The 23,332-nt window shown below is 36.2% G+C and carries 26 protein-coding genes; 16 read left to right on the forward strand and 10 right to left on the reverse strand.

Annotation, left to right across the window (positions count from 1 at the left end; genetic code table 11):
- Nucleotides 1-29: 29 nt before the first annotated feature.
- From kdsB to AQF98_RS08155, 7 genes are all read right to left on the reverse strand, one after another.
- Nucleotides 30-755, reverse strand: a complete 726-nt coding sequence (kdsB, locus tag AQF98_RS08125) for a 3-deoxy-manno-octulosonate cytidylyltransferase (RefSeq protein WP_055132089.1) — start codon at nt 753-755, stop codon at nt 30-32.
- A gap of 7 nt (nt 756-762) precedes the next feature.
- The gene (locus AQF98_RS08130) at nt 763-1,377 is read right to left on the reverse strand and encodes a deoxynucleoside kinase (RefSeq protein WP_055131444.1); all 615 of its coding nucleotides are present in this window, start codon (nt 1,375-1,377) and stop codon (nt 763-765) included.
- A gap of 78 nt (nt 1,378-1,455) precedes the next feature.
- A complete protein-coding gene (trpS, locus tag AQF98_RS08135; RefSeq protein ID WP_055131445.1) occupies nt 1,456-2,454 on the reverse strand; it encodes a tryptophan--tRNA ligase in 999 nt (332 codons plus the stop codon).
- Between the two features lie 182 nt (nt 2,455-2,636).
- Nucleotides 2,637-3,434: a DUF4249 domain-containing protein gene (locus AQF98_RS08140; protein WP_055131446.1), complete on the reverse strand. Its 798-nt coding sequence runs from the start codon at nt 3,432-3,434 to the stop codon at nt 2,637-2,639.
- 3 nt (nt 3,435-3,437) lie between these two features.
- Nucleotides 3,438-6,086 carry a TonB-dependent receptor gene (locus tag AQF98_RS08145; protein WP_082434946.1) on the reverse strand — a complete coding sequence of 883 codons (2,649 nt, stop codon included), beginning with the start codon at nt 6,084-6,086 and terminating at the stop codon, nt 3,438-3,440.
- A 181-nt stretch (nt 6,087-6,267) separates the two neighbouring features.
- Nucleotides 6,268-7,245, reverse strand: a complete 978-nt coding sequence (locus AQF98_RS08150; protein WP_055131447.1) for a FecR family protein — start codon at nt 7,243-7,245, stop codon at nt 6,268-6,270.
- 76 nt (nt 7,246-7,321) lie between these two features.
- A complete protein-coding gene (locus tag AQF98_RS08155; RefSeq protein ID WP_152969671.1) occupies nt 7,322-7,948 on the reverse strand; it encodes an RNA polymerase sigma factor in 627 nt (208 codons plus the stop codon).
- A gap of 289 nt (nt 7,949-8,237) precedes the next feature.
- Here AQF98_RS08155 and AQF98_RS08160 point away from each other — a divergent pair, with 289 nt between their 5' ends.
- The 6 genes from AQF98_RS08160 to AQF98_RS22030 all read left to right on the forward strand — a co-directional run bounded on the left by AQF98_RS08160 (nt 8,238) and on the right by AQF98_RS22030 (nt 11,275).
- On the forward strand, nt 8,238-8,855 hold the full coding sequence (locus tag AQF98_RS08160; RefSeq protein WP_235524198.1) for a 1-acyl-sn-glycerol-3-phosphate acyltransferase: 618 nt from the start codon (nt 8,238-8,240) through the stop codon (nt 8,853-8,855).
- The gene (gene gatC, locus AQF98_RS08165; RefSeq protein ID WP_055131450.1) at nt 8,845-9,135 is read left to right on the forward strand and encodes an Asp-tRNA(Asn)/Glu-tRNA(Gln) amidotransferase subunit GatC; all 291 of its coding nucleotides are present in this window, start codon (nt 8,845-8,847) and stop codon (nt 9,133-9,135) included. Before AQF98_RS08160 ends, gatC begins: the two co-directional genes overlap by 11 nt.
- A gap of 51 nt (nt 9,136-9,186) precedes the next feature.
- Nucleotides 9,187-9,945 carry an ABC transporter ATP-binding protein gene (locus tag AQF98_RS08170; RefSeq protein WP_055131451.1) on the forward strand — a complete coding sequence of 253 codons (759 nt, stop codon included), beginning with the start codon at nt 9,187-9,189 and terminating at the stop codon, nt 9,943-9,945.
- A 194-nt stretch (nt 9,946-10,139) separates the two neighbouring features.
- Nucleotides 10,140-10,688 carry a cob(I)yrinic acid a,c-diamide adenosyltransferase gene (locus AQF98_RS08175; protein WP_055131452.1) on the forward strand — a complete coding sequence of 183 codons (549 nt, stop codon included), beginning with the start codon at nt 10,140-10,142 and terminating at the stop codon, nt 10,686-10,688.
- 84 nt (nt 10,689-10,772) lie between these two features.
- The gene (locus AQF98_RS08180; protein ID WP_008240955.1) at nt 10,773-10,994 is read left to right on the forward strand and encodes a DUF2795 domain-containing protein; all 222 of its coding nucleotides are present in this window, start codon (nt 10,773-10,775) and stop codon (nt 10,992-10,994) included.
- 128 nt (nt 10,995-11,122) lie between these two features.
- Complete coding sequence (locus AQF98_RS22030) at nt 11,123-11,275, forward strand: lmo0937 family membrane protein (protein WP_152969672.1); 153 nt, start codon at nt 11,123-11,125, stop codon at nt 11,273-11,275.
- A gap of 71 nt (nt 11,276-11,346) precedes the next feature.
- Here AQF98_RS22030 and AQF98_RS08185 read toward each other — a convergent pair whose 3' ends face one another.
- Both AQF98_RS08185 and queA read right to left on the reverse strand, forming a co-directional pair.
- Nucleotides 11,347-12,012, reverse strand: a complete 666-nt coding sequence (locus AQF98_RS08185) for a 2-C-methyl-D-erythritol 4-phosphate cytidylyltransferase (RefSeq protein ID WP_055131453.1) — start codon at nt 12,010-12,012, stop codon at nt 11,347-11,349.
- Between the two features lie 75 nt (nt 12,013-12,087).
- On the reverse strand, nt 12,088-13,137 hold the full coding sequence (gene queA, locus AQF98_RS08190; protein WP_055131454.1) for a tRNA preQ1(34) S-adenosylmethionine ribosyltransferase-isomerase QueA: 1,050 nt from the start codon (nt 13,135-13,137) through the stop codon (nt 12,088-12,090).
- Between the two features lie 163 nt (nt 13,138-13,300).
- Here queA and AQF98_RS08195 point away from each other — a divergent pair, with 163 nt between their 5' ends.
- Complete coding sequence (locus AQF98_RS08195; RefSeq protein WP_055132091.1) at nt 13,301-14,545, forward strand: ABC transporter permease; 1,245 nt, start codon at nt 13,301-13,303, stop codon at nt 14,543-14,545.
- Nucleotides 14,546-14,641: 96 nt separating this feature from the next.
- Here the strand turns inward: AQF98_RS08195 and AQF98_RS08200 are convergent, their stop codons facing one another.
- Nucleotides 14,642-15,838: a pyridoxal phosphate-dependent aminotransferase gene (locus AQF98_RS08200; protein WP_200911860.1), complete on the reverse strand. Its 1,197-nt coding sequence runs from the start codon at nt 15,836-15,838 to the stop codon at nt 14,642-14,644.
- Nucleotides 15,839-16,007: 169 nt separating this feature from the next.
- Between AQF98_RS08200 and AQF98_RS08205 the strand changes: the two genes are divergently transcribed.
- From AQF98_RS08205 to AQF98_RS08245, 9 genes are all read left to right on the forward strand, one after another.
- Nucleotides 16,008-16,931 (forward strand): cation diffusion facilitator family transporter, encoded by a 924-nt coding sequence (locus AQF98_RS08205; protein ID WP_055131456.1) that lies wholly within the window; start codon nt 16,008-16,010, stop codon nt 16,929-16,931.
- On the forward strand, nt 16,928-17,365 hold the full coding sequence (locus tag AQF98_RS08210) for an NUDIX domain-containing protein (protein WP_055131457.1): 438 nt from the start codon (nt 16,928-16,930) through the stop codon (nt 17,363-17,365). The genes AQF98_RS08205 and AQF98_RS08210 overlap by 4 nt, the downstream gene beginning before the upstream one ends.
- A 3-nt stretch (nt 17,366-17,368) precedes the next feature.
- Nucleotides 17,369-18,247, forward strand: coding sequence for a CPBP family intramembrane glutamic endopeptidase (locus AQF98_RS08215; RefSeq protein WP_055131458.1), 879 nt, complete (start codon nt 17,369-17,371; stop codon nt 18,245-18,247).
- Entirely contained in the window at nt 18,247-19,515 is a 1,269-nt protein-coding gene (gene bioA, locus AQF98_RS08220) for an adenosylmethionine--8-amino-7-oxononanoate transaminase (protein ID WP_055131459.1), read from the forward strand. The genes AQF98_RS08215 and bioA overlap by 1 nt, the downstream gene beginning before the upstream one ends.
- A 1-nt stretch (nt 19,516) precedes the next feature.
- A complete protein-coding gene (locus AQF98_RS08225; protein ID WP_055131460.1) occupies nt 19,517-20,128 on the forward strand; it encodes a hypothetical protein in 612 nt (203 codons plus the stop codon).
- A 133-nt stretch (nt 20,129-20,261) separates the two neighbouring features.
- Nucleotides 20,262-20,954, forward strand: coding sequence for a hypothetical protein (locus AQF98_RS08230; RefSeq protein ID WP_055131461.1), 693 nt, complete (start codon nt 20,262-20,264; stop codon nt 20,952-20,954).
- A gap of 96 nt (nt 20,955-21,050) precedes the next feature.
- Complete coding sequence (locus tag AQF98_RS08235) at nt 21,051-21,761, forward strand: outer membrane beta-barrel protein (RefSeq protein WP_055131462.1); 711 nt, start codon at nt 21,051-21,053, stop codon at nt 21,759-21,761.
- Nucleotides 21,762-21,990: 229 nt separating this feature from the next.
- Nucleotides 21,991-22,602 carry a SatD family protein gene (locus AQF98_RS08240; RefSeq protein WP_055131463.1) on the forward strand — a complete coding sequence of 204 codons (612 nt, stop codon included), beginning with the start codon at nt 21,991-21,993 and terminating at the stop codon, nt 22,600-22,602.
- Complete coding sequence (locus tag AQF98_RS08245) at nt 22,602-23,294, forward strand: DUF3307 domain-containing protein (protein ID WP_055131464.1); 693 nt, start codon at nt 22,602-22,604, stop codon at nt 23,292-23,294. The genes AQF98_RS08240 and AQF98_RS08245 overlap by 1 nt, the downstream gene beginning before the upstream one ends.
- Nucleotides 23,295-23,332: the final 38 nt, after the last annotated feature.

Below are 23,332 nucleotides of genomic sequence, written 5' to 3' on the forward strand. Positions count from 1 at the left end.
TAATTAGCTATCGAAGATAAAAAAATATCTTAAAAAACTATTTTTTGTAGATCTTCTGGCGTATCGATAGCTATCGTTTCGATATCAGTTACCTTTGTTTTAATCTGATAGCCATTTTCTAACCAACGCAATTGTTCTAAGCTTTCTGCCAACTCTAAAGAAGAAGGAGCAAGTTTGGTAATGGCCAATAATGTAGTGGTTCTGTAGCCATAAATTCCAATATGTTTATAAAACTGATGTGTTTTTGCCCAATTTTCTTGCACCGCATTACGGATATAGGGGATAGGATGACGGCTAAAATAAATGGCTTCTTGGTTAACGTTGATCACAACTTTAGGAATGTTGACATTAAAAAGCTCAGTATCCTCTTTAATTTCTTTAACTAAAGTAGCCAATTGCACAGTCTCATCTTCGAAACAAGAACTGACCAATGAAATTTGTTGTGGGTCTATAAAAGGCTCATCACCCTGAATATTGATCACTACGTCAAAACCTGGCAGTTGCTGGGCTACTTCGGCACAACGATCTGTTCCGCTTTGATGTTGGGCACTGGTCATTACAAATTTACCACCAAATGTTGTTACCGTACTCGCAATTCTTTCATCGTCGGTAGCTACAACAACTTGATCTAAATTGGCTTTTAACGCTTGTTCATAAACCCTTTGGATCATGGTTTTTCCGCCAATGTCAACCAATGGTTTACCAGGAAATCTGGTCGACGCAAAACGAGCAGGAATGATGCCTAAGGTTTTCAATAGTGATTTAAAAAAGTCCGTTAATTTCTGCTTCAATAGCTTGAATTACAGTGCCTAAATCTTCAGGACTATTTGTAAAATCAAGTTTGTCTTTATCTAAAATTAAAAGCTTACCTAAACTGTAGTTCTTAATCCAAGCTTCGTATTTCTCATTTAGTTTTGATAAATAATCGATACGGATACTTGCTTCGTACTCTCTACCACGACGTTGGATATTGTTGACCAAAGTAGGTACAGATGCTCTTAAATACACCAATAAATCTGGTGGTTTAATAAATGAGGTTATATTGTCGAATATTGCTTTGTAATTGTCATGATCTCTCGAAGTCATTAAGCCCATTTCGTGCAGGTTGTCTGCAAAAATGTGTGCATCTTCATAAATGGTACGATCTTGTATCACATTGCGTTTATTGGTTTCAATTTCTACAATCTGTTGAAAACGACTATTTAAAAAATAGATCTGAAGATTGAAACTCCAACGTTTCATGTCTCCATAAAAATCTTCTAAATAAGGATTGTTATCTACGGCCTCATAGAGCGCTTCCCAACCATAATTTTTGGCAAGCAGACCAGTTAATGTAGTTTTGCCTGCGCCAATGTTTCCAACTATTGCTATGTGCATATTTCTTTCTGATGATTTGAGCGTACGTTTTGCTTTTGGCGTTTGGTTAAACGCCGTTCACATTACACAATACTACTATTAAAAACTTTTAAAACCTATTAATTCTCTTACTTCTCTGATTGTTTTTTGCGCACTTTCTCTAGCCTTTAAAGCACCATGTTTTGCTACTTGTCTTAAATAAGTATCATCTTTAGAAAGTTCTTCAATGCGTTCTCTAATTGGCGTGTTAAATACAATCATATCCTCTGCCAACTGCTTTTTCATATCGCCATAACGAATTTGCATTTTATTGTACAATCCATCAAAATGCTCAACCGTATCGGTAGTTGAAACAATTTTCATCAAATCGAACAAGTTTTGAATAGCTTCTGGTTTGGCCTGATTTTCTTCGGTCGGACCACTGTCGCTCACTGCTCTTGAAACTTTTTTGCGAATTACTTCAGGACTATCAGCTAAATAGATACAGTTTCCATCACCGTCTGATTTGCTCATTTTACCTTTACCTTCCAATCCGGGTACCTTTACCAAGTTGTCTGCGTAATTAAATGCAAAAGACTCAGGAAAATAATCTGTGTTATATAATCTATTAAAGCGGTTGCTAAACGTTCTGGTCATTTCCAAATGTTGCTCCTGATCTTTACCTACAGGAACTTTATTTGCCCTGTGGATTAAAATATCAGCTGCCATTAATGTTGGATACGTTAATAAACCTGCATTTACATTATCGGGATGCGAACGAATTTTATCTTTAAAAGACGCACTGCGTTCTAGTTCTCCTAAATAAGCATTCATATTTAGGTATAAATAAAGTTCTGAAACTTCTGGAACATCCGATTGGATATAGATCGTGGTTTCTTCAGGGTTGATACCACAAGCCAAATACTCTACCAATACATGTTTAACATAACCATGTAAATCGGCCGGAGTAGGGTGAGTGGTTAGTGAATGAAGATCTGCAATAAAAAAATAGCAGTTGTAATCGTACTGCATCTTTACAAAATTGGTTACAGCACCAAAATAATTTCCTAAATGTAGCTTTCCTGTCGGCCTAATGCCGCTTACAACCGTTTCTTTCATGTTGGCGAAATTAAAAATAAATTATGAGCAAAATACATTCTTTAATCAGTTTTCTGCTGATGAATTATCTAGAGGCACAAAAATTACGAAAGGATAACCATCTAAAATGGATTCATGTTAAAATGAAAGAGGCCACCACAAAGGCGACCTCTTTCATCTAATCTCTATAACAGTTTGAAAAATTAAGGAATAACCAATGTTTTTCGTTCAACAGTATGGGCACTAAAAAAACCAAGTGCACCACCTTTTATATTGCTCAATGGGTTGGCTGGTGCTGCACCATCTAATGAGCCATTGGCATTGCTAAGGCTAAATAGGTAGGTGTAAACAGCAGGATCAATGCTATGCATTTCTGCAGTTAACTTATCACCTCTTTTAATGTTTTTGCTGTTGTTTTTGGTCGTATTTTCAAATACCAGGTAATCGTTTACTTCTTGTCCAGGTGTAAACTCATCATTCAACACCTTATATTGGCTTTGAAGTTTATCGTTAATGTACTGCTGAAACCAATAATAATTGTTTACACCATCCGGATCTTTGAATTTAACCATGGGTGTAGTTCTCACGGTATCATAATCGCTCGGTTTAAGCTTAAAGTCGAGAAAAGGAACCACTGCTGGCATTTTACTCGATGCCGTAAAGACTTCGCCTCTGATATTGACATTGAGCTGATAGGTTACTCCCGGAGTACCATTGATCAAATTGGTTTTGTATACGCCTTTTTCAGTTTCTGTTAATGTAATGGTGTTGCCATTGTAGGCTATTTTTACAATAGCACCACTAACTCCATTAAATTGATTGCTCTCGCTCAGGCTTTTGGTTTGGCTCACATTTACCCAGCAAGCTCCTGCCTCATTGGTAACCATGCCCTCAATTACATATTTCGGGGTATTGTCTTTCAATTGAAGCGTGATGGGGTCTTCGCAGGCCAATAAGAGGCTAAAGCTGGCAAAGAATATAAGTCGATATAAGAATTTCATATACTAGAATTTAAAATTATAAGAGATTGATGGAACAAACCTGAACAAGGTTGTTCTGATGGCTTCAGTTTGATTAGGATTTGTTTCACTATCCTTGAAAGCAATACGGAATGGATTTTTTCTTCCGTAGGCATTGTAAAGACTAAAAGTAAGCTCCGAAGAGAATTTTTTGGTCTGTTTCAATTGGTGTGTAGCGCCTAAATCTAATCTGTGGTAAGCTGGCATCCGATCTGCATTACGCTCAGAAAAATAGTAATAACTTTGACCTAACATGGTGTATTTGCCATTAGGAAAGGTTACTGCATTTCCGGTAGCATATACCCAGTTGGCAGAAACTGTCCACTTTTTGCTCAATTGATAAATGGTAACCAATGAAATATCATGGGTTTTGTCTTGTCTGGCTTTGTACCACTCATTGTTATTGATACCATCGATTTTTCTTTCTGTTCTAGAAATGGTATAACCCAACCAACCGGTTAACCTGCCAGTTTTCTTTTTCAATAACAGCTCCAAACCATAAGCTCTGCCTTTACCAAACAACAATTGTGTTTCTATCGGTTTATTCGTAAATATATCAGCGCCATTGCGGTAATCGATCTGGTTTTGCAGCGTTTTATAATAAGTTTCGGCTGTGAACTCGAAACTATTGAAAGCAAAATTTTTATAATAACCTAATGATACTTGGTCGCTCAATTCTGGTTTGATGAGGTTGGTGCTGGCCACCCATCTGTCTGTTGGTGAGGCGGCGTTAGAATTAGAAATAAGATGCAGATTTTGTGCATTTCTTACAAAAGAAGCCTTAAGTGCAGTAGATTCATTCACCTGGAACGATGCTGCTAACCTTGGCTCGAGCGTGAAATATGTTTTAACCAACTCTCCACTTTTATAACTTTTGCTGCCAATTACATCTCCATCATTATCAATGGTGAAATACTCTCCTTTGCCAAAAATACTGAATGCTGAAAGCCTTAGCCCATAAGTAAGGCTAAAACGATCGCTGGCTTTCCAGGTATTACTGATATAAGCAGCGTTCTCTAATGAAAACCTATTCTGTAAGTTTTGCGAAATGAAACCAGAATTACCTATGGCCTGCACTTCACCAGGTTTAATGGTATGGTAAATAGAGTTGATGCCGAAACTGATGGTATTCTTATCATTGGCATACCATTGCATATCCTCCTTGAAATTCCAATCGCGGATTTGTGAAAATAAGCTTAGTGAGGTTTCATCATTATTGGCTCGAATTTTATAATTGTAATTGCTAAAAATAACAGAGGTATTAGAAAAGAGCTTAGGACTAAATACATGGTTCCAACGTAGGGTAGATGTTGCATTGCCCCAATTGATACCAGAAAGGTTGTCTGACGTTAATACATCCTTTCCAAAATAACCAGAAATATACAAACGGTCTTTATCGCCCAAAATGTAGTTGGCCTTTAGGTTAAGATCGTAAAAATACAATTGAGTTTTGTTGATCGAGGTGTCGCTAGATAATTTCAAAAACATATCGGCATAAGTTCTTCTGGCTGAGATCAAGAAAGAAGATTTTCCTTTTTGTATCGGGCCTTCCAAATTAAGTCGGGCAGCAATGAGGCCAATTCCGCCATTTACCCCAAATTTTTGATTGTTTCCATCGTTCATCTTTACATCTAATACCGAAGAGAGGCCACCACCATATTGGGCGGGCATTCCGCCTTTGTACAGGGTTACATTTTTAATGGCATCAGAATTAAAGGTAGAGAAGAAACCCAAAAGGTGAGAGGCATTGTAAACAGGGGCCTCATCTAATAAAATCATATTTTGATCGGCACCACCGCCACGTACAAACATGCCTCCAGTACCTTCACCTCCGGTTTTAACACCTGGTAACAATTGTAAGGTTTTGATCACATCTGGTTCGCCCATTAAAACAGGAACAGTTTTGGTTTCTACAATACTTAGGCGTTCCATGCCCATTTGGGTAGTTTTGATATTCCTTTGACTTGGCGAAGCAGTAACCGTTACCATTTCTAATTGATTGCTCTCATCTTCGAGTGAGATGTTGAGTACTAGATTTTTATCGAGATCAAGAGTTTCTCTAAAGGTTTTATTTCCTACTGTTTTTACCTCAACAGTATAGCTGCCTTTGGGTAGGCTTAACGAGTAAAAACCATATTCGTTGCTGGTAGCCACTAATGCTGTTGTGCCAGTAACCCTAATTGTGGCACCAATTAAGGTTTCACCACTGTTTTTAGATTTCACGGTGCCACTAATGTTATATTTCTCTCCTGTTTGTGCCGGATTAGCCGCCGGACCGGCGATTACCTTTTTTGTTTTTGAAGGATCAAATCTGATAAATATTTCTTGGTCCAACTGACTAAATATCAAGGCTTGGTCTGCAAAAGCCGTGGTTAAAATCTCTTTTAACATTTTGTCTTTAGCAATTACAGTAATTTTGATTTTACTCTTGGCAATTTGTTCGTTATAGGTGAATTTAATGCCACTTTCTGTCGTAATTTTATCTAGTGCATTTTTAAGAAACTCATCCTTTATTTGGATACTCATCTTTTTTTCAAGCATACTTTGAGCATGAGCTTGCGATTGTACCATTATTAACAGCAACAATATAATCGCAATAAAGATTAAGAACCTTTTAGGTTCGATTTTTTTCATTTTGTGTGGGTTTTATTTGAATGTCTACTTCGTTAAGCTATATCTATACATTATTTTGATAAGCTCGCTGAGTATTCATAACTTTATACTATTAATTGATTTTATTGCCCTATAGTTCTCAAGGCTTGGGCATTGAATTGATGTAGATATTTGCTCGGTTCTGTACTACAGGATCGAGCACTTATTTGATGATTACATATTGCCCTCCATTTCTTTTCCATTTGATTTCCATTACCGTACCCAGTTTATTTAAGGTTTGGCTAATCGGATCGTTCATGTTTAAATTTCCATAAAAATTGCTTTCAACTAATTCACTATCCAATTGTATTTGGATACCATATTGTGTTTCCAAATCTTTAATGACCTCCTTCAGTGCCGTTCCTTGATATTCATATAAGCCTAACCGCTTATGTAGAAAGGAAGCGGCACCTGGGAAATCAATTTTGGTTAGTTGGGCTGTTGTTTTGTCGACAATAATTTGTTGATTTGGCAACATGGTAACATTTTTAGTGTTAAGGGCCACTGCTACCTTTCCGCTAACCAGGGTTACATTTATGGTGTGTTTTTGTTGATATGCATTAATATTAAAAGATGTGCCAAGCACTGTTGTGCTTACTTTGCCTGTTTTGATAATAAATGGATGTGCTGCATCATGAGCCACTTCAAAAAATGCTTCTCCATCAAGGCTAACTAATCTTTGCTTGCTCGTAAATTTGTCTGGATAGCTTAATTTACTATTTGGACTTAACCATACTTTAGTACCATCGTCCAGTTGCAACTGTTTACGTTCTCCATGGGTAAGCATTGCCTGTTGTTGTACGGGATCGATAAGGTTAGATAGGTTATTCTTGAAAAAAACCAAACTGGCGAAAACGATTAGGATACTTGCAGCAATAGCAATTAATCGATAAGGAATCAATTTTTTGGTTGGAACAACCTTAGGTTCAATTTTCTCCGTATAAAGTGGAAGAAATTGAGGTGTTAAGCCTGTATCTGGAACGGTTTGTGTTTCATCCCAGGTATCTGCTAGCAAAGCTGTGATTTCTTCGTCATTTCCATGGTTACGTAAAAGCGCAAAAAATGCTTCCAGCTCTTGTGCCGTACACTGATTGGTGAGGTACAGTTGATATAGGTGTTTGAATTCTTGTTGCGTTTTCAATATACAGTTGAACTAAAGAACTTGGCTCCGCTGCCAAATCCATTTATAACTAATACAATTGAAAAAAGGGATAGGACTAGTTGGACCGAAAATAATTTGAGGCGGCCATTAAAAAACAGATGATACTTCCATGTTTACTCACATAATTGCGAATAAATTTAGTGGCTTCTACCATGTGGTTTTTTACTGTGTTTTTAGAAATGTTGAGCTTTTTGGCAATCTCATCATGGGTAAGCTCCTCATTTCTGCTCAGTTGATAGATGATTTTTTTTTGAGGGGGTAATTGGGCAATGGCTTCCTCATAGGTCTTGAGCAGTTCTTTTTCTAAAAGCCGATCTTCCGAACTATTTTTAATTGCACTGAGATATGAAAAGAGCTCGTCTTGTAAAGTTTTTTCTCTCGCTACTTTTTTCAAATGATTCAACACATCATTTAAAACAATCTTTTTTAAATAGGCACCAAAATGAAGCTCTGGATTAAGCTGCTCTCGTTTTTGCCAAATTTTGATAAATACTTCTTGGGTAATTTCTTCAGCAATAACTGTCGATTTGCACAGTTTCAATGCATAAGTATATATTTTGCTTCGGTATTGATTGTAGATTTCTTCAAATGCAGTAGCCTCACCATTCTTGAGTTTAATCAACAATACATCATTTTCTGATTTATTCGATACCATGTTCAGCATAGGCGCTATTGTTGCCAATGTTAAATAATTTTTTTTGCACTAAAAAATAGTTTGACAAGGCTAATTGTTAATTATTAGTTAAATAAAGATTTGAATGGTTAATAAAAGTTAAATTAGTATTTAAGCTTGGCTAGCTTTTTAGAAAAATAAAATAAATAGATTATCATATTTTGTATTTTTGGTTTAGATGATTAAACTGCTCAAAAGAATACATTTTTTTTACTTTTCGTTTTGCATTGTATTTTTCTTCTTTTTGTTTTGGCCACTCTATTACTTGGGTACACGAAAACCGAAATACTATTACTATTTGAATAAATTAAGGGCTTTTCATGCTTTGATTAGCACTACACTAGCAGGGGTTTATCTGAATTTTAAATTTGAAAAGAAGCTAAATTCCAAGCAAACCTATATCTATTGTGCAAACCACAGTTCTAATTTAGATATCGTTCTTTTTTGCTTATTGGCCAAAGGGAGGTATCATTTTATGGGCAAAGAAGAGTTGACGAAAAATCCTGTTTTGGGTATGTTTTTTAAAACTATTGATATTGCCGTTTCGAGAGAAAGTAATATTTCGGCATTTAGGGCATTTAAAAAAGCAGGAGAAAATTTAGAAAAGGGGATGAGCCTGATCATTTTTCCAGAAGGAAGGATTGATGATCTATACCCACCGGTTTTGCATGAGTTTAAAAATGGCCCCTTCAGGTTGGCCATTGAAAAAAATATTCCTATTGTACCAGTAAGTCTCGTTAATATCTGGAAACTGATGTGGGACAATGGTTATAAATACGGAACAAGACCAGGTATTGGCAATATTTATGTGCACGAACCCATTTTAACTAGTACCTTAGCCGTAGAAAGTGCAGATGCTTTAAAAGAAGAAGTTTTTAAAAAGATCGACAGTAAATTATTACATCATGATAATTGATAAACAAACGGTTCATAAAGTGGCCGATTTAGCCAGAATAGCTATAAAAGATAACGAGGTTGATACATTAACTGTAGAAATGAATAAGATACTTACTTTTATGGAAAAGCTAAATGAGCTAGATACCACAGGTGTAAAACCATTAGTTTACATGAACGAAGAAGTAAATGTATGGCGTGAAGATGTAGTGAAACAAGAAATTAGTGTAAGTGAGGGGTTAAAAAATGCCGCTAAACACAACGAAAGTTTCTTCTTCGTGCCCAAGATCATAGAAAAATAATCGTAGCTGTAACATTATATAGGGATAGCCTGTCTAAAAAAGAAAAAACAAATGGAGAAAGCATTGATTACCATTAAAGATATAGGTCGTAAATACGTTATTGGTTCAGAAGTTATTCACGCATTAAAATCTGTAAGTCTAAGTATCAATAAAGGAGAATTTGTTGCCTTAATGGGGCCTTCAGGTTCTGGAAAGTCTACTTTGATGAATATTTTAGGCTGCTTAGATACACCAAGCAAAGGCGATTACATTTTAAATGGAATTAATGTTAGTCAGATGACAGACAATGAGTTAGCTGAAGTACGAAACAAAGAGATTGGTTTTGTTTTTCAAACCTTTAACTTATTGCCTCGTTCTACTTCATTAGACAATGTTGCCCTACCATTGATTTATGCTGGTGCAGGTAAAAAAGAACGCGATGAGCGTGCTACCAAAGCTTTAGAAAATGTAGGTCTAGGTAATCGTGTAACCCATAAACCCAATGAACTTTCAGGTGGTCAACGTCAACGTGTTGCAGTAGCCAGAGCATTGATCAATAACCCCTCTATTATTTTGGCCGATGAGCCAACGGGTAACTTGGACACCAAGACTTCCATAGAGATTATGGGTTTGTTAGAAGAAATTCACAGTAAAGGGAATACCATTATTCTGGTAACCCACGAAGAAGATATTGCTCAACATGCACACCGAATTGTACGTATGCGTGATGGTTTGATCGAAAAAGATTATGCCAATGAGGATATCAAAACAGTGTCGCCAAGATTATCTCATCTGGAGAAAAAAGGCGATGACTTTGAAAGTATCCATTAAAATTTTCAGGGTGTAAGAAAAAAGGCTTTGTGTTATGAATCCAAAGTACAAGTCTTTGGTGTATCAAATGAAAATTTATACCTTAAGGTTTGAATAATGAGTTAGAATAAAGGGATGATCAAGTCTACCTTCAACTTTTAACCTTTAATTTTTTACTTTGAACTTTCTACTTTGAACCTTCAACTTTATTACAAATGAAAATCTATACCAAAACAGGAGACAAGGGTCAAACCTCATTAATTGGAGGAACCAGAGTACCTAAATACCATGTAAGGATCGAGACTTACGGTACTGTTGATGAGCTCAATTCTTATATTGGTTTAATCATGTGCCAGGAAATTGAAGTACATCATCAACAGATTTTGAAAGAAATTCAGGACAGGTTATTCACAATTGGGTCATCTTTGGCTTCCGATCCTGAACGTTCCAAAATGAAAATTCCCGACTTGTTAGCAAGTGATATTACGCTATTAGAGCAAGAGATGGACCAGATGAACGAAGTTTTACCAGCCTTGAAACATTTTGTGTTGCCAGGTGGAAATACAGTTGTATCTTATTGTCATTTAGCACGTTGTGTTTGTAGAAGAGCCGAAAGATTAACTGTGCAATTGGCAGTTGATAGTTTTGTTGACAGCAATATTACAATTTATTTAAATAGATTAAGCGATTATTTGTTTGTTTTGGCACGTAAACTGAATGCAGATGCTAAGACGGCAGAAAACATATGGATACCACGAATTTAAATAGTGGAAAAAAATATTTGTTTTGCTCATTTTTTTTAACATACTTTTGCGCTTTCAGAATTAAGAATAATTAATATTAAGAATATGTATTGGACATTAGAACTCGCATCGCACTTGGAAGACGCTCCATGGCCTGCAACAAAAGACGAATTAATAGATTACGGTATCCGTTCTGGTGCACCTGTAGAGGTGATTGAAAATTTACAAGCTTTGGAAGACGATGGTGAGCCTTATGAAACGATAGAAGAAATCTGGCCAGATTATCCGACTAAAGATGACTTCTTTTTTAACGAAGATGAATATTAAAATCTCAACCTACTAAAAGCCCTGATGTGAAATTGGGGCTTTTTTTATTTTACAGAACAATTTAATAAAGTTGTTGTTAATGTTTAGGAAATGAAATCATCCACAAATTCATTAAAAAACTAAATGTTATGGGAAATCTACTTTATGTTATTGCAGTTATTTTAGTAATTATATGGGCAATTAGCTTTTTAGGAGGCTATTATACGGGCGGTATTATTCACCTGCTATTGGTGATCGCAATTGTAGCTATTCTTTTAAGGGTAATCAAAAGCGCAGCCTAATTGACCTAGGGTTCCGTCATTTCGAACTTAGGATGAGCGAGTGCTTGGATGATGTTCGGAATGACGATTTTTTACTTTAACAAGAAATTTGCAAGTTCTAAATCTTCAGGATAGGTAATTTTTAAGTTATTTCTTTCGCCTTCAACCAAATTGATGGCAAATCCAGCTTTTTCAACTACAGTAGCATCATCTGTAAATTTGGCCCTATAAGGTTGTTGATAAGCTTTTCTCAATTGGCTAATTTCAAAAACTTGTGGTGTTTGGATCATCACCAGCTCATCTCTGTTAATGACTTTGCTTTGTTGCGTTGTTTTAACCCTTCTTACAGAATCACTTGGTTTAATACAGCAAACGGCATTTCCATTTTCTTCAGCATGCTCAAAGGTATTGGTAATCAGTTTCTGACTAACCAAAGGTCTAACTGCATCGTGGATTGCCACTATTCCTTCACCTTTAATCGCCATCAAGCCATTTCTTACCGAATGAAATCTTTGGTCGCCACCTCTGATCAATAAATGTGGAATAGTGAAATCATACTTTAAACGAAGTTCTTCCCAATACTGATGTAAATGGGGATGGAGCACTAAAATAATTTCGGGCTTAAAAGGAGAGGAGTGAAAAGTCGAGAGGGTGTGCATGAGCACAGGCTTGTTCTTAAGCAATAAAAATTGTTTGGCAATTGCATTCTGCATCCGCTTACCTGAACCACCCCCAACAATTATTGCGTAATATTTCATTTTTAAGTATCAAGATTTAAGTATCAAGTATCAAGACACAAATCTCGATACTTGATACTCGATACTTGTATCTAGTTATATAATTAACATTGCATCGCCATAGCTATAAAAGCGATACTTCTCTTTTAACGCTACTTGGTATGCATTCATTACATTTTCGTATCCACCAAATGCACTTACCATCATCAATAATGTAGATTCAGGGGTGTGGAAATTGGTGATCATACAATTTGCAATGCTAAAATCGTAAGGAGGAAAGATAAATTTGCTGGTCCAATCATTTGCCTCTTTTAATCTTCTGTTAGAAGAAACAGCCGATTCAATTGCACGCATTGAAGTGGTACCTACGGCACAAATTCTTCTTTTATCATCAATGGCCTTGTTTACGATATTAACCGCAGGTGGCTCAATAATGAATTGCTCAGAATCCATTTTATGTTTGGTCAAATCTTCAACCTCCACTGGTCTAAAGGTACCTAAACCAACGTGTAATGTAACTTCAGCAAAGTTTACACCTTTCAGTTCTAAACGTTTCATCAACTCTCTGCTAAAGTGTAAACCAGCAGTTGGAGCTGCTACGGCGCCTTCATGTTTAGCAAATATAGTTTGATAACGTTCTTTATCTTGAGCTGTAGCTTTACGTTTGATGTATTTAGGAAGTGGTGTTTCACCCAAAATTTCCACATTTTTTCTGAACTCTTCGTCAGTACCATCAAATAAGAAACGAATGGTACGTCCACGGCTGGTGGTATTGTCAACTACTTCAGCAACCAAAAGATCGTCATCGCCAAAATATAATTTGTTGCCAACACGGATTTTACGAGCAGGATCTACTAGCACATCCCATAAACGTAGTTCTTTATTTAACTCGCGAAGTAAAAAAACTTCAATAGTTGCACCAGTTTTTTCTTTGTTGCCATATAAACGAGCAGGAAAAACTTTGGTATTGTTAAGGATCATTACATCCTGGTCATCAAAATACCCTAAAACATCTTTGAAGATTTTATGCTCAATCTTGCCACTATCTTTGTGCAAAACCATTAAACGGGCTTCGTCTCTATTTTCGGCAGGATTGTTCGCTAAAAGCGATTCAGGTAAATTAAACTTAAATTGAGATAATTTCATGTTTTTTTGATGTAGTAAATTAGGGCGCAAATTTACGAATTTTAATTCTTTTTTCTGCAATTAATAATTAAAGGTGCTTGAGCCAAAAATATTTGCAATGTATTTTTTATAATATAGTAGAGTAACTGTAACCTTTTTAGGTATTTTTGGTCTAAACTGTATGATGATGATTTTTAGACTAGTTGGTGAGAGTTTCAGATTTGCATGGGACGCCCTTCGCCAAAATAAACTCAGAACAATGCTTTCTTTACTGGGCATATCCATTGGTATATTTATCATTATCGCCGTTTTTACGGGCGTAGATACCATGCGCAATAAATTGCAGAGTAGTGTAGATAAACTAGGTTCTAAAACCATCTTCATTCAAAAATGGCCGTGGATTTTTAGCGGGAATTTTCCTTGGTGGAAATATGTTAACCGTCCAGAGCCTTCATTAAGGGATTATATTGCTCTAAAAGATCGTATGGAAATGGCTCAAGGCATTTGCTTTGAGGCTTCAGCAAACAACCGGACTATTAAATATAGAAGCAACTCTGTAGAAGGGGCAACGTTAAATACAGCTACTCAAGAATATGATCAGACTTGGACTCTAGAATTTCAAGATGGAAGATATTTTACAGAAAGTGAAGGTAAATCGGGGTCTCCGGTTTGTGTAGTTGGCGCCGATATTGCAGATGGATTGTTTAATGGCGAAGATCCTATTGGCAAACAAGTAAAGATAATGGGCCGAAGGATTACTGTTGTAGGCGTATTTAAAAAAGAAGGTGATGACATGATGGGCATGTCGCAAGATAAAAATGTATTGATTCCGCTCAATTTAGCCAAAAGTATGTTTGATGTGGAGAATGAACGTTACAACCCTCAGGTTACGGTAAGAGGTAAAGACAATGTGAGCTTCGAAGATGTAGAAAGTGAATTGAAAGGATTAATGCGTTCTATTCACCGTTTAAGACCAGGACAAGAAGATGATTTCTCACTCAATAAAACAACCATGATCTCTAATCAATTGGATGTAATGTTTGGTGTAGTGAAGATTGCAGGTTGGATTATTGGAGGTTTCTCTATTCTTGTAGGTGGTTTTGGTATCGCCAACATTATGTTTGTTTCTGTAAAAGAGCGTACAAATATTATCGGTATCCAAAAATCTTTGGGTGCCAAAAATTACTTTATCCTGTTGCAGTTTATCTTTGAATCTGTAGCCTTGTGTATCATGGGTGGTTTGCTCGGACTTGGCTTGGTGTATATTTTAACACTAATTGCAACCCATGGCTTTGATGTCGAAATTATCCTTTATGTAAGCAATATTGTATTGGGTATAGGTGTTTCGGTTATCATTGGATTGATATCTGGCTTCTGGCCAGCTTATTCTGCTTCGAGGTTAGATCCTGTAGAGGCAATCCGTTCTTAATAGCTTAGTATAATTATTAAAATATAGGTGAAAAAAAAGGAGCCCCAATTTGGGGCTCCTTTTATATTTTTATTCCCTTTTAAATGAAGAGGAATGTTATTGCAATTTTGCCAATGCTTCTTTAATTCTTCTTAATGCCTCCACTAAGCTTTCGTCTGATGCAGCGTAAGATAAGCGGATGTAGTTGTTGTTACCAAAAGAATCGCCACCTACCGTTGCCACATGGCCTACATTTAAAAGATATAAAGCTAAATCTGCAGAATCTTTAATAATGTTTCCATCGGCATCTTTTTTACCAAAGAATGAGCTAATTTCTGGAAAGAAATAAAATGCACCATCAGGTAAGTTTGTTTTTACACCCGGAATGTCATTCAATAAATCATATACCAATAACCTGCGTCTGGCAAAAGCTTTTTTCATTTCCAAAACACTTTCTAAGCCTTGGTCATAAGCTACAATGCCGGCACGTTGAGAGATAGAACAAGTACCGGAGGTGGTTTGTCCTTGCATTTTATCATTCGCTGCTGCTATTTCTTTGCTTGCTGCAATGTAACCTAGTCTCCATCCAGTCATTGCAAAAGCTTTAGAAAAACCATTTACAATAATTACACGTTCTTTAATGCTGTCAAATTGTGCAATAGATTCATGTTTGTCAACAAAATTGATATGTTCATAAATCTCATCCGATAGAATAAAGATGTTTGGATATCTTTCAAATACCTCAACCAATGCAGCCAATTCAGCTTTGCTATAAACAGAGCCTGTTGGGTTACAAGGCGAAGAAAACATGAAAAGCTTTGTTTTTGGGGTAATTGCTGCTTCAAGTTGAGCAGGCGTAATTTTAAAATCACTTTCAATATCTGTGTCTATAAAAACAGATTTACCTTCTGCCAATACCACCATTTCTGAGTAAGAAACCCAATAAGGCGTAGGGATAATCACTTCTTCACCTGGGTTAACCAAGGTGAGGATGACATTAGATAAAGACTGTTTTGCACCAGTAGAAACCACGATCTGAGAAATATCATAATCTAGGTTATTTTCTCTTTTTAATTTATTGGCAATGGCCTGACGTAATTCAGGATAGCCCGGTACCGGAGAATAATGGGTGTAATTTTCATCCAAAGCTTTCTTAGCGGCATCTTTTACATGTTCTGGTGTATTAAAGTCAGGCTCACCAATACTTAAACTGATAATATTAACGCCTTTTGCCGCTAATTCGCGACCAAGTTTAGTCATTTTAAGTGTGGCTGACTCAGATAGACTATTAATTCTTCGGGATAAAAATGTCATAATGTTTTTGTGAATGCGCAAATATAAAAACCTATTGCAATTAGGCACTAAAAAAAGATAATTTTCGTAAAAATTCAGGGTTAAAATGTATTTTTGACGTCTAAAACATCTCATCTTGCAGCCAAAAAAGAAAGCGATCCTTATTTCCCTCTGTGTAAGTATCTTATTAATGCTTGCCAAGTTTGTGGCCTACTTCCTTACCAATGCAAATGCGATATTGACAGATGCCGCAGAAAGTATTGTGAATGTATTGGCCAGTGCTTTCGCTTTTTATAGCATTTACCTGAGTACTTTGCCCAAAGATGAAAATCATCCCTATGGGCATGGCAAAGTAGAGTTTTTCTCTGCATTTGTTGAAGGGATTCTAATTGGTATTGCAGGGATCATCATTATCCTGAAATCTAGTTATGATCTAATTTATCCCAATGAAATTAAGCAACTCTATGAAGGGGCTATTATTATCGGTGTAACTGGATTAATTAACATGATTGTAGGCTTTTATCTGATTAACGTAGGGAAAAAGACCAAATCGATCACTTTAGAGGCAGATGGTAAACATCTTCATACCGATTCGATCAGCAGTGGAGGATTGGTAATTGGCATTATTTTAATTCAGTTGACCCAAATTTATTGGTTAGATGGAGCTATTTCTATTTTATTGGGGCTATACATCATTTACAACGGCTATAAATTAACGAGAAGATCTGTTGGGGGGCTAATGGACGAAAGTAACATAGAGCTGGTAGAAGATATCGTAACCATTTTACAAGAGAATAGATTAGACAGTTGGATTGATGTACATAACCTAAGGGCCCAGCAATATGGTGCTGATTTGCATATCGACTGTCACGTAACCTTACCTTATTACTACGATTTAAATGCAGTTCATCAAGAAATCTCCAGCATCGACAACTTGATTAATGTTTCTGGTTCGCATAAAACAGAATTGTTTATTCATGCCGATCCGTGTTTGCCAGCTTGTTGCAATTATTGTAAGATGCATCATTGTGGCGTTAGACAAGAAGAATTTAAAGCTGAAATTAAATGGAACATGGAAAATGTAACCAAAAACCAAAAACATTTTAATCAATGAGTTATTTCAATGTAAGGGTTTATGGTTTGCTCATGAATGCCCAAAATCAAGTTTTGTTAAGCGATGAATACGAGTATCAACAATATTTTACCAAGTTTCCGGGTGGTGGATTGGAATTGGGAGAGGGGCTAATTACTGCACTAAAGCGTGAATTTATAGAAGAGTGTAATGCAGAAATTGAAGTTGTAAATCATTTTTACACGACAGATTTTTATGAAAAATCGTCGTTTAATGAAAGCCAGATCATTAGTGTGTATTATTTGGTTAAAGCAGTACATCCTTTACAATTAGCCTTTAAAACTAAAGTTTTTGATTTCGATGAAAATAGCAGCCAATCTTTTAGATGGGTTAACTTAAGCGACTTAACTGAAGCCGATGTAACTTTTAAAACAGATCAAACCGTAGTCAATCTTTTAAAAAAATCAACTATTTAACGCATGGGAGAAAAGATATTCTATTATTTACATCCGGTTTTTAGGCTGATCTTATTTGTGGTGTTTATCTTTCTTTGCATTTTGCCTTTTGGGCTTATTGCTCAGCTCAATTTCTTCTCCTTACCGAAAGATTTTGTGGGAACAGATATGATTTACGAAGTAGGAATGGTGTTAGCGGTACTGGGTGCTTTGTTAATGACTTTTAAAACTTTCCCCACCTTAGATTTTAGGAGTGTATTTCTTGCTAAAGAAAATATGGCTTCAGGATTTTTAAAAGGTAGTTTGATCGGTATATTATTGATTGGGCTATGTGGGGTTGCTTTATGGCTAAGTGGTAATGTTGTATTTGCAGTTGGTAAAATCAGTTTGATTCTTTTTTTTGCCTATCTGCTGTATTTTGTAATTGTAGGATTGTTTGAAGAATTAATGTTCAGGACTTTGCCATTGTTTGTTTTTGCAGAACGGTATCCAATCATTTTAGCCATTGTTTTGAATGGTTTATTATTTGGTGCTGTACATATGGCTAACCCGGGTTTTACTTGGCTGGCCATGTTAAATATTACTTTGGCAGGAATCTTATTCGCTGTATATACCCTACAAAAAAGGAATTTGAGCTGGGCTGTTGGCATTCATTTTGGATGGAATTTTGCACAGGGAATTTTATTAGGCTATAAAGTAAGTGGAACAGATACCCCCGGCGTATTGGTGGCCAAACCAATTGGCAATACCTATTTATCTGGAGGTGTTTTTGGTATTGAAGGATCTGTTGTTTGTACAGCTGTACTTGCAATTTTAATTGTTTATTTAATGGTTCGTTACCCAATTGCACCTGTTGAAGAAGCGGTTTTTGAAACAGAATTGAAAGAAGAGACTGATATATGATGAGTTTAGTAGAAAGAGATCAAAAAGTAATCTGGCATCCTTATACCCAAATGAAAGATGCACAAACACCAATTCCTATTGTAAGTGGAGCAGGGGTTTACCTGTTTGATGAAAATGGAAAAAAATACATCGATGCAGTTTCATCTTGGTGGGTTAATATTCATGGCCATGCTCACCCTTATATTGCAGCACAGGTTTCTTTGCAATTGAGTGAGCTAGAACATGTAATTTTTGCTGGTTTTACCCACGAGCCAGCAGTTAGGCTTGCAGAAAGATTATTGCCCTTATTGCCAGGTAAACAAGAGAAGATATTTTATACAGACAATGGCTCTACAGCGGTAGAGGTGGCCCTTAAAATGTGTTTGCAATATTGGAACAATACTGGAAATAAACAGAAAAAGAAGGTTTTGGCCTTTAGGGATGCCTACCATGGAGATACTTTTGGTGCCATGTCTGTAAGTGGTAGAAGTATTTTTACCAATCCTTTTAACGATTTATTGTTCGATGTTGAGTTTATCGACTTACCCAATCAAAATAATATCTCAAGTTTAATAGCCCGTATTTCAGGCCTCAAATCAGAATTGGCCTGTTTCATTTTTGAACCTTTAATTTTGGGTGCCGGCGGGATGCAGATGTACGAAGCAACCTACCTCGACCAATTGTTAGCTTGTTGCATCGAAAATGATATTTTAACCATTGCTGATGAAGTAATGACAGGATTTGGCCGTACAGGCACTTACTTCGCTTGTGAGCAATTAACACACCGTCCAGATATATTTTGCTTAAGCAAAGGTTTAACTGGCGGCACCATGCCCTTAGGCGTAACTAGCTGTAACCAAAAGATTTTTGAAGCTTTTTTAAGTGACGATAAATTGAAGACACTTTACCATGGTCATTCATTTACCGCAAATCCGGTAGCTTGTGCAGCATCTTTGGCAAGCTTAGATATTTTATTGGCCGAAGAAACCTTGATGAACATTCAAAGGGTAAAAGATCAGCACAGCCAATTCTTTGAGCAAATCAAAAATCACCCTAAAGTGAGAAGTATTCGCCAAACAGGAACAATTATCGCATTAGAATGGGAGACTGGAAATGATACTTCTTACCTGAGTGGGTTAAGAGACCAGCTTTATAACTACTTTTTAACAAGTGGGATTATTCTTAGACCATTAGGGAACATCATCTATATCTTACCTCCGTATGTCATTTCTAACGAGGATTTGGCGTACATTTACCAAACAATTCAACAAGCTTTAGAAGAAATATAATATGCAATTAACCACAGTTTTAGAAAATATAGTTAACGATAATGTATTGCATTCCAAATGGTTAAATACCTTATCTTATATGGAAAATGCAGGTGCAAAGAAAATATCAGCATCAGAACATAAAGAAGAAGTAACCCTATTGATTTTAAAACATGCGGCAGAAGAGCATCGCCATGCCTATTACCTCAAAAAACAATTGGCCAAGCTTGACGAAAATCTTTGTAGAACTTATAGCAATGCTGAATTATTGGCACCAAACCATACCAAATATTATCTAAATACTTTGGATGTTCAGGTTTGCAGATATTTGAAAGATCACTTCAAGCTTTCTGGTTACGAGCTGAAATTTGCTGCCTATCTTTTTGTAACTTATGCCATTGAGGTAAGAGCAGATGAGCTTTATCCAATTTACCAAGACGTGTTAACTGCTAAAGAGAGTAAGGTAACTGTAAAATCTATCATTTTGGAAGAAGAGGGGCATTTAGAAGAGATGCTGCATCAATTAAAAGAATTTTCGCCCGATTGGGAAAAACATGCGCAAGAGATCATTAAAATTGAACAGCAGATGTTTACCGATTGGATGCTTGGTTTAGCGAAAGAAGTAAGCAACTGATTTCTTAAAAGGGTTTCTTTAACAGGTTAATGTTTAAAATGTTACGGCTTATAGTTTAATCAATTAAAAGTTTAGTTAAAGTTTTTTAATTCTATATCTTAGTTATTATTTTAGATTGGCTAAATAACCATAGATGAAAAGAATTATACTGTTAAGTTTTATTTTGTTTGGATTTGTTAAAGTAGATGCCCAAACTACAGTATCAAGATCTAGCATTGGTATTACGCTTGGCCCAAGTTTTCCTATTGGTTACTTTGGTAAAACGGAGGGCTCTAAATCTGGTGGTCTAGCTAAAGTTGGTGGCTTTTTAGCCATTGATTATGTTTACCAGTTTTCGTCACATTTTGGCTTAGTACTGAGTGGGCAAGGTCGTAGATATGGCATTGATAAGGATGCTCTAAACATACATGGGGTTTCAAAAGAAATTAACGAGGCTGCATCTTTTAGTGCAGGTACTTGGAGAACTGGCGCTATTATGGGCGGTATATTCCACGTACTGCCATTAACAAAAACAGGAAGGTTGAACTTCGAACTTAAAATTATGGCAGGCTTTCAACGGACCTCTTCTCCTGATATTTCTACTACGGTAATGGTAATGGGAACACAGCTTCAACAAAAGTCAATTGCCTCTAACGCATTTGCCTATTTAGTGGGGGTAGGAGTAAGACAGCACCTTACCAAAAAACTTGCTTTAAAATTTAATGCAGATTATTATGGTTCAAACCCCGAATTTAGAGGTGGAGTATATATTGGGCCTACAATAAGTGATATGAGGCGTGATACAGAAGCCATTAATGTTGGTGTTGGGCTAGTAGTCGATTTCTAGATCGTTTGTTGTTTAAACCAACTATTTATTTCGTTTTATAAGGGGTTTTGTTATCTTAGAGCGCTTTTAGCGCACAAACTCTATTTAAACAGTTTTATGAAGAAAATTCTATTATTCAGCCTCATCTCGTTCGTATATTTCAATGTAAATGCACAAACTGTAAGCCAGAAATCTAGTATTGGGATTACAGTTGGCCCAAGTTTCCCTGTTGGTGATTTTGCAAGTAAAGATCTATCCAATTCGCAGTCTGGTTTAGCCAAGGTTGGTGGTTTTTTAGGGATTGATTATAGTTATCGGTTTTCGAAATACTTTGGAGCAATTGTAAGTGCACAGGGTCGTATTCATGGGGTTGATGAAAAAGCTTTGTCAACTTATGCTGTTCCTGATGGATCTGGTGCGAGCTTAAGTATCGCAACAGGCACTTGGAAAATGGGAGCCATTATGGCTGGTATTTTTCAGGTTGTTCCTTTAACCAAAGATGAAAAGTTAAATTTAGAGATCAGAGCTTTAGGAGGATATCAATCTACTTCATCGCCTAAGGTAGATGTTAAAATATCTATTCCAGGTATGGGCTCTTTTCAAGATACTCAAGAATCTGAGTCTGCTGGTTCTTTTGCTTATGTAGTAGGTGCTGGATTGAAATATAGCTTAAGCCCTTCGTTGGCCTTAAAGCTAAGTGGAGATTATAACGGGGCTCAACCTAAGTTCACTGTGACCACTTATCCAGCCGATGCACCAGTAACACAACAAGTGAAACAAAGCATTGGAACTTTTAATGTGGGTATAGGTTTAGCTATTGGATTTTAAACCTGCGGTTTCTCTGGCTACCTTCAAATGCAATTACCAGGTACAATAGCTGCTCTTATTAATGAGCGCCATACATGAGCTAATAACCAATCAAATACCAATAAACTTTCGTTTAATTATCGGCTAATTAGCCGATAATCTGTAATATCGTGTATTTAGCCGATAAATTAAAATATCGGTTAATTAGCCGATAATTGGAAATATCGTGTATTTACCCGATATTAGTAAAATGATAGCAGTAATTACAGGAGATATCATTAACTCCAGGGCATTGCCAGAAGAATGGATAGATACACTTAAAGGTGCACTAACGCATTTATTTACTAAAAAATCGACATGGGAAATCTTTAGAGGAGATAGTTTTCAGATAGAACTGAATGCAGAAGACGCCCTGTTAAATGCAATTTATATTAAAGCATGCATCAAGACCTTAAAAAAAGCTGATGTAAGAATGGGGATAGGAATAGGTAAAAAAAGTGTAAATTCAGCAAAGGTAACTGAGGCCAATGGGGAAGCTTTTATTCATTCTGGATTTGCTTTTGATACCTTAAGAACCAATAAAGTGAATATGGCTTTTCAGACTCCTTGGCCTAGTTTTAATGATGACATTAATCTTTTGGTGAAATTGGCATTGATCACTATGGATAGTTGGGGGCAGATTTCGGCCGAGATGGTGAAGTATGCCATTGAAAATAAAGACACTAAACAAGATAAGATTGCTAAAATATCAGGCAGGAGCCAATCATCGGTTAGTGAGGCTTTAAAAAGAGCACATTTTGCAGAGCTAATGGAGCTAGAAAATAAATACAGGGCACAAATGATCAACCTAATTAAAAAATAATGGAAATTGCATTGCTTAAACTATTATTGGCACATGTGCTAGGCGATTTTTTTCTTCAACCGAACTCCTGGGTAGCTGAAAAGGAAAAACTAAAGTTGAAATCTGGTAAATTATATTTACATATTGCCATCCATATTGCTCTAATTTTTTTAGTGTTCTTTTCTTTTAGTGTATGGAAAGTTGCTTTGGTAGTTGGTTTAGGCCATGGTCTAATTGATGCCATGAAACTGATTTTTCAGAAAGAAAAAACCAAACGCTTATGGTTTTTCATCGACCAGATATTGCATGTAGCACTTATTGTAGGGGTTTGGAAATACAGTCATCAAGCAACAATTGATTTGAGCTTTTTACAGAATCAAAAATTTTGGTTATTTGTATTGGGCGCATTATTTTTAACATCCCCAGCGGCTATATTTATCAGGGTAATTATCGCCAAATGGATTCCGACAAAAAACTCGGCATCACTACAAGATGCAGGTAAGTTTATAGGTATTATGGAACGCTTGCTGATTTACCTCTTTGTTTGTACCCGCCATTTTGAGGCAGTTGGTTTTTTACTAGCTGCTAAATCCATTTTTAGGTTTGGCGATTTAAAAGAAGCACATGATATTAAACTCACAGAATATGTACTGATTGGTACCTTGTTGAGCTTTGGTATTGCTTTAATTGTAGCAATGACAGTAACACTATAAAAAAGCCCCAGCTAAATGTAACTGAGGCTTTTTATATA

It is taken from the genome of Pedobacter sp. Hv1 (assembly GCF_001412215.1).
GTDB lineage: Bacteria > Bacteroidota > Bacteroidia > Sphingobacteriales > Sphingobacteriaceae > Pedobacter.

Excerpts from the sequence above, each read along its gene's own strand:
- AQF98_RS08230 (WP_055131461.1), top strand. The coding sequence starts at position 20,262 with ATGAAAAGAATTATACTGTTAAGTTTTATTTTGTTTGGATTTGTTAAA.
- AQF98_RS08185 (WP_055131453.1), bottom strand. The coding sequence starts at position 12,012 with ATGAAATATTACGCAATAATTGTTGGGGGTGGTTCAGGTAAGCGGATG.
- AQF98_RS08130 (WP_055131444.1), bottom strand. The coding sequence starts at position 1,377 with ATGCACATAGCAATAGTTGGAAACATTGGCGCAGGCAAAACTACATTA.
- queA (WP_055131454.1), bottom strand. The coding sequence starts at position 13,137 with ATGAAATTATCTCAATTTAAGTTTAATTTACCTGAATCGCTTTTAGCG.
- AQF98_RS08210 (WP_055131457.1), top strand. The coding sequence starts at position 16,928 with ATGAGTTATTTCAATGTAAGGGTTTATGGTTTGCTCATGAATGCCCAA.
- AQF98_RS08245 (WP_055131464.1), top strand. The coding sequence starts at position 22,602 with ATGGAAATTGCATTGCTTAAACTATTATTGGCACATGTGCTAGGCGAT.
- trpS (WP_055131445.1), bottom strand. The coding sequence starts at position 2,454 with ATGAAAGAAACGGTTGTAAGCGGCATTAGGCCGACAGGAAAGCTACAT.
- AQF98_RS08240 (WP_055131463.1), top strand. The coding sequence starts at position 21,991 with ATGATAGCAGTAATTACAGGAGATATCATTAACTCCAGGGCATTGCCA.
- AQF98_RS08175 (WP_055131452.1), top strand. The coding sequence starts at position 10,140 with ATGAAAATCTATACCAAAACAGGAGACAAGGGTCAAACCTCATTAATT.
- AQF98_RS08225 (WP_055131460.1), top strand. The coding sequence starts at position 19,517 with ATGCAATTAACCACAGTTTTAGAAAATATAGTTAACGATAATGTATTG.
- gatC (WP_055131450.1), top strand. The coding sequence starts at position 8,845 with ATGATAATTGATAAACAAACGGTTCATAAAGTGGCCGATTTAGCCAGA.
- AQF98_RS08170 (WP_055131451.1), top strand. The coding sequence starts at position 9,187 with ATGGAGAAAGCATTGATTACCATTAAAGATATAGGTCGTAAATACGTT.
- AQF98_RS08235 (WP_055131462.1), top strand. The coding sequence starts at position 21,051 with ATGAAGAAAATTCTATTATTCAGCCTCATCTCGTTCGTATATTTCAAT.
- AQF98_RS08195 (WP_055132091.1), top strand. The coding sequence starts at position 13,301 with ATGATGATTTTTAGACTAGTTGGTGAGAGTTTCAGATTTGCATGGGAC.
- AQF98_RS08200 (WP_200911860.1), bottom strand. The coding sequence starts at position 15,838 with ATGACATTTTTATCCCGAAGAATTAATAGTCTATCTGAGTCAGCCACA.
- AQF98_RS08145 (WP_082434946.1), bottom strand. The coding sequence starts at position 6,086 with ATGAAAAAAATCGAACCTAAAAGGTTCTTAATCTTTATTGCGATTATA.
- AQF98_RS08215 (WP_055131458.1), top strand. The coding sequence starts at position 17,369 with ATGGGAGAAAAGATATTCTATTATTTACATCCGGTTTTTAGGCTGATC.
- bioA (WP_055131459.1), top strand. The coding sequence starts at position 18,247 with ATGAGTTTAGTAGAAAGAGATCAAAAAGTAATCTGGCATCCTTATACC.
- AQF98_RS08140 (WP_055131446.1), bottom strand. The coding sequence starts at position 3,434 with ATGAAATTCTTATATCGACTTATATTCTTTGCCAGCTTTAGCCTCTTA.
- AQF98_RS08205 (WP_055131456.1), top strand. The coding sequence starts at position 16,008 with ATGCTTGCCAAGTTTGTGGCCTACTTCCTTACCAATGCAAATGCGATA.
- AQF98_RS22030 (WP_152969672.1), top strand. The coding sequence starts at position 11,123 with ATGGGAAATCTACTTTATGTTATTGCAGTTATTTTAGTAATTATATGG.
- AQF98_RS08180 (WP_008240955.1), top strand. The coding sequence starts at position 10,773 with ATGTATTGGACATTAGAACTCGCATCGCACTTGGAAGACGCTCCATGG.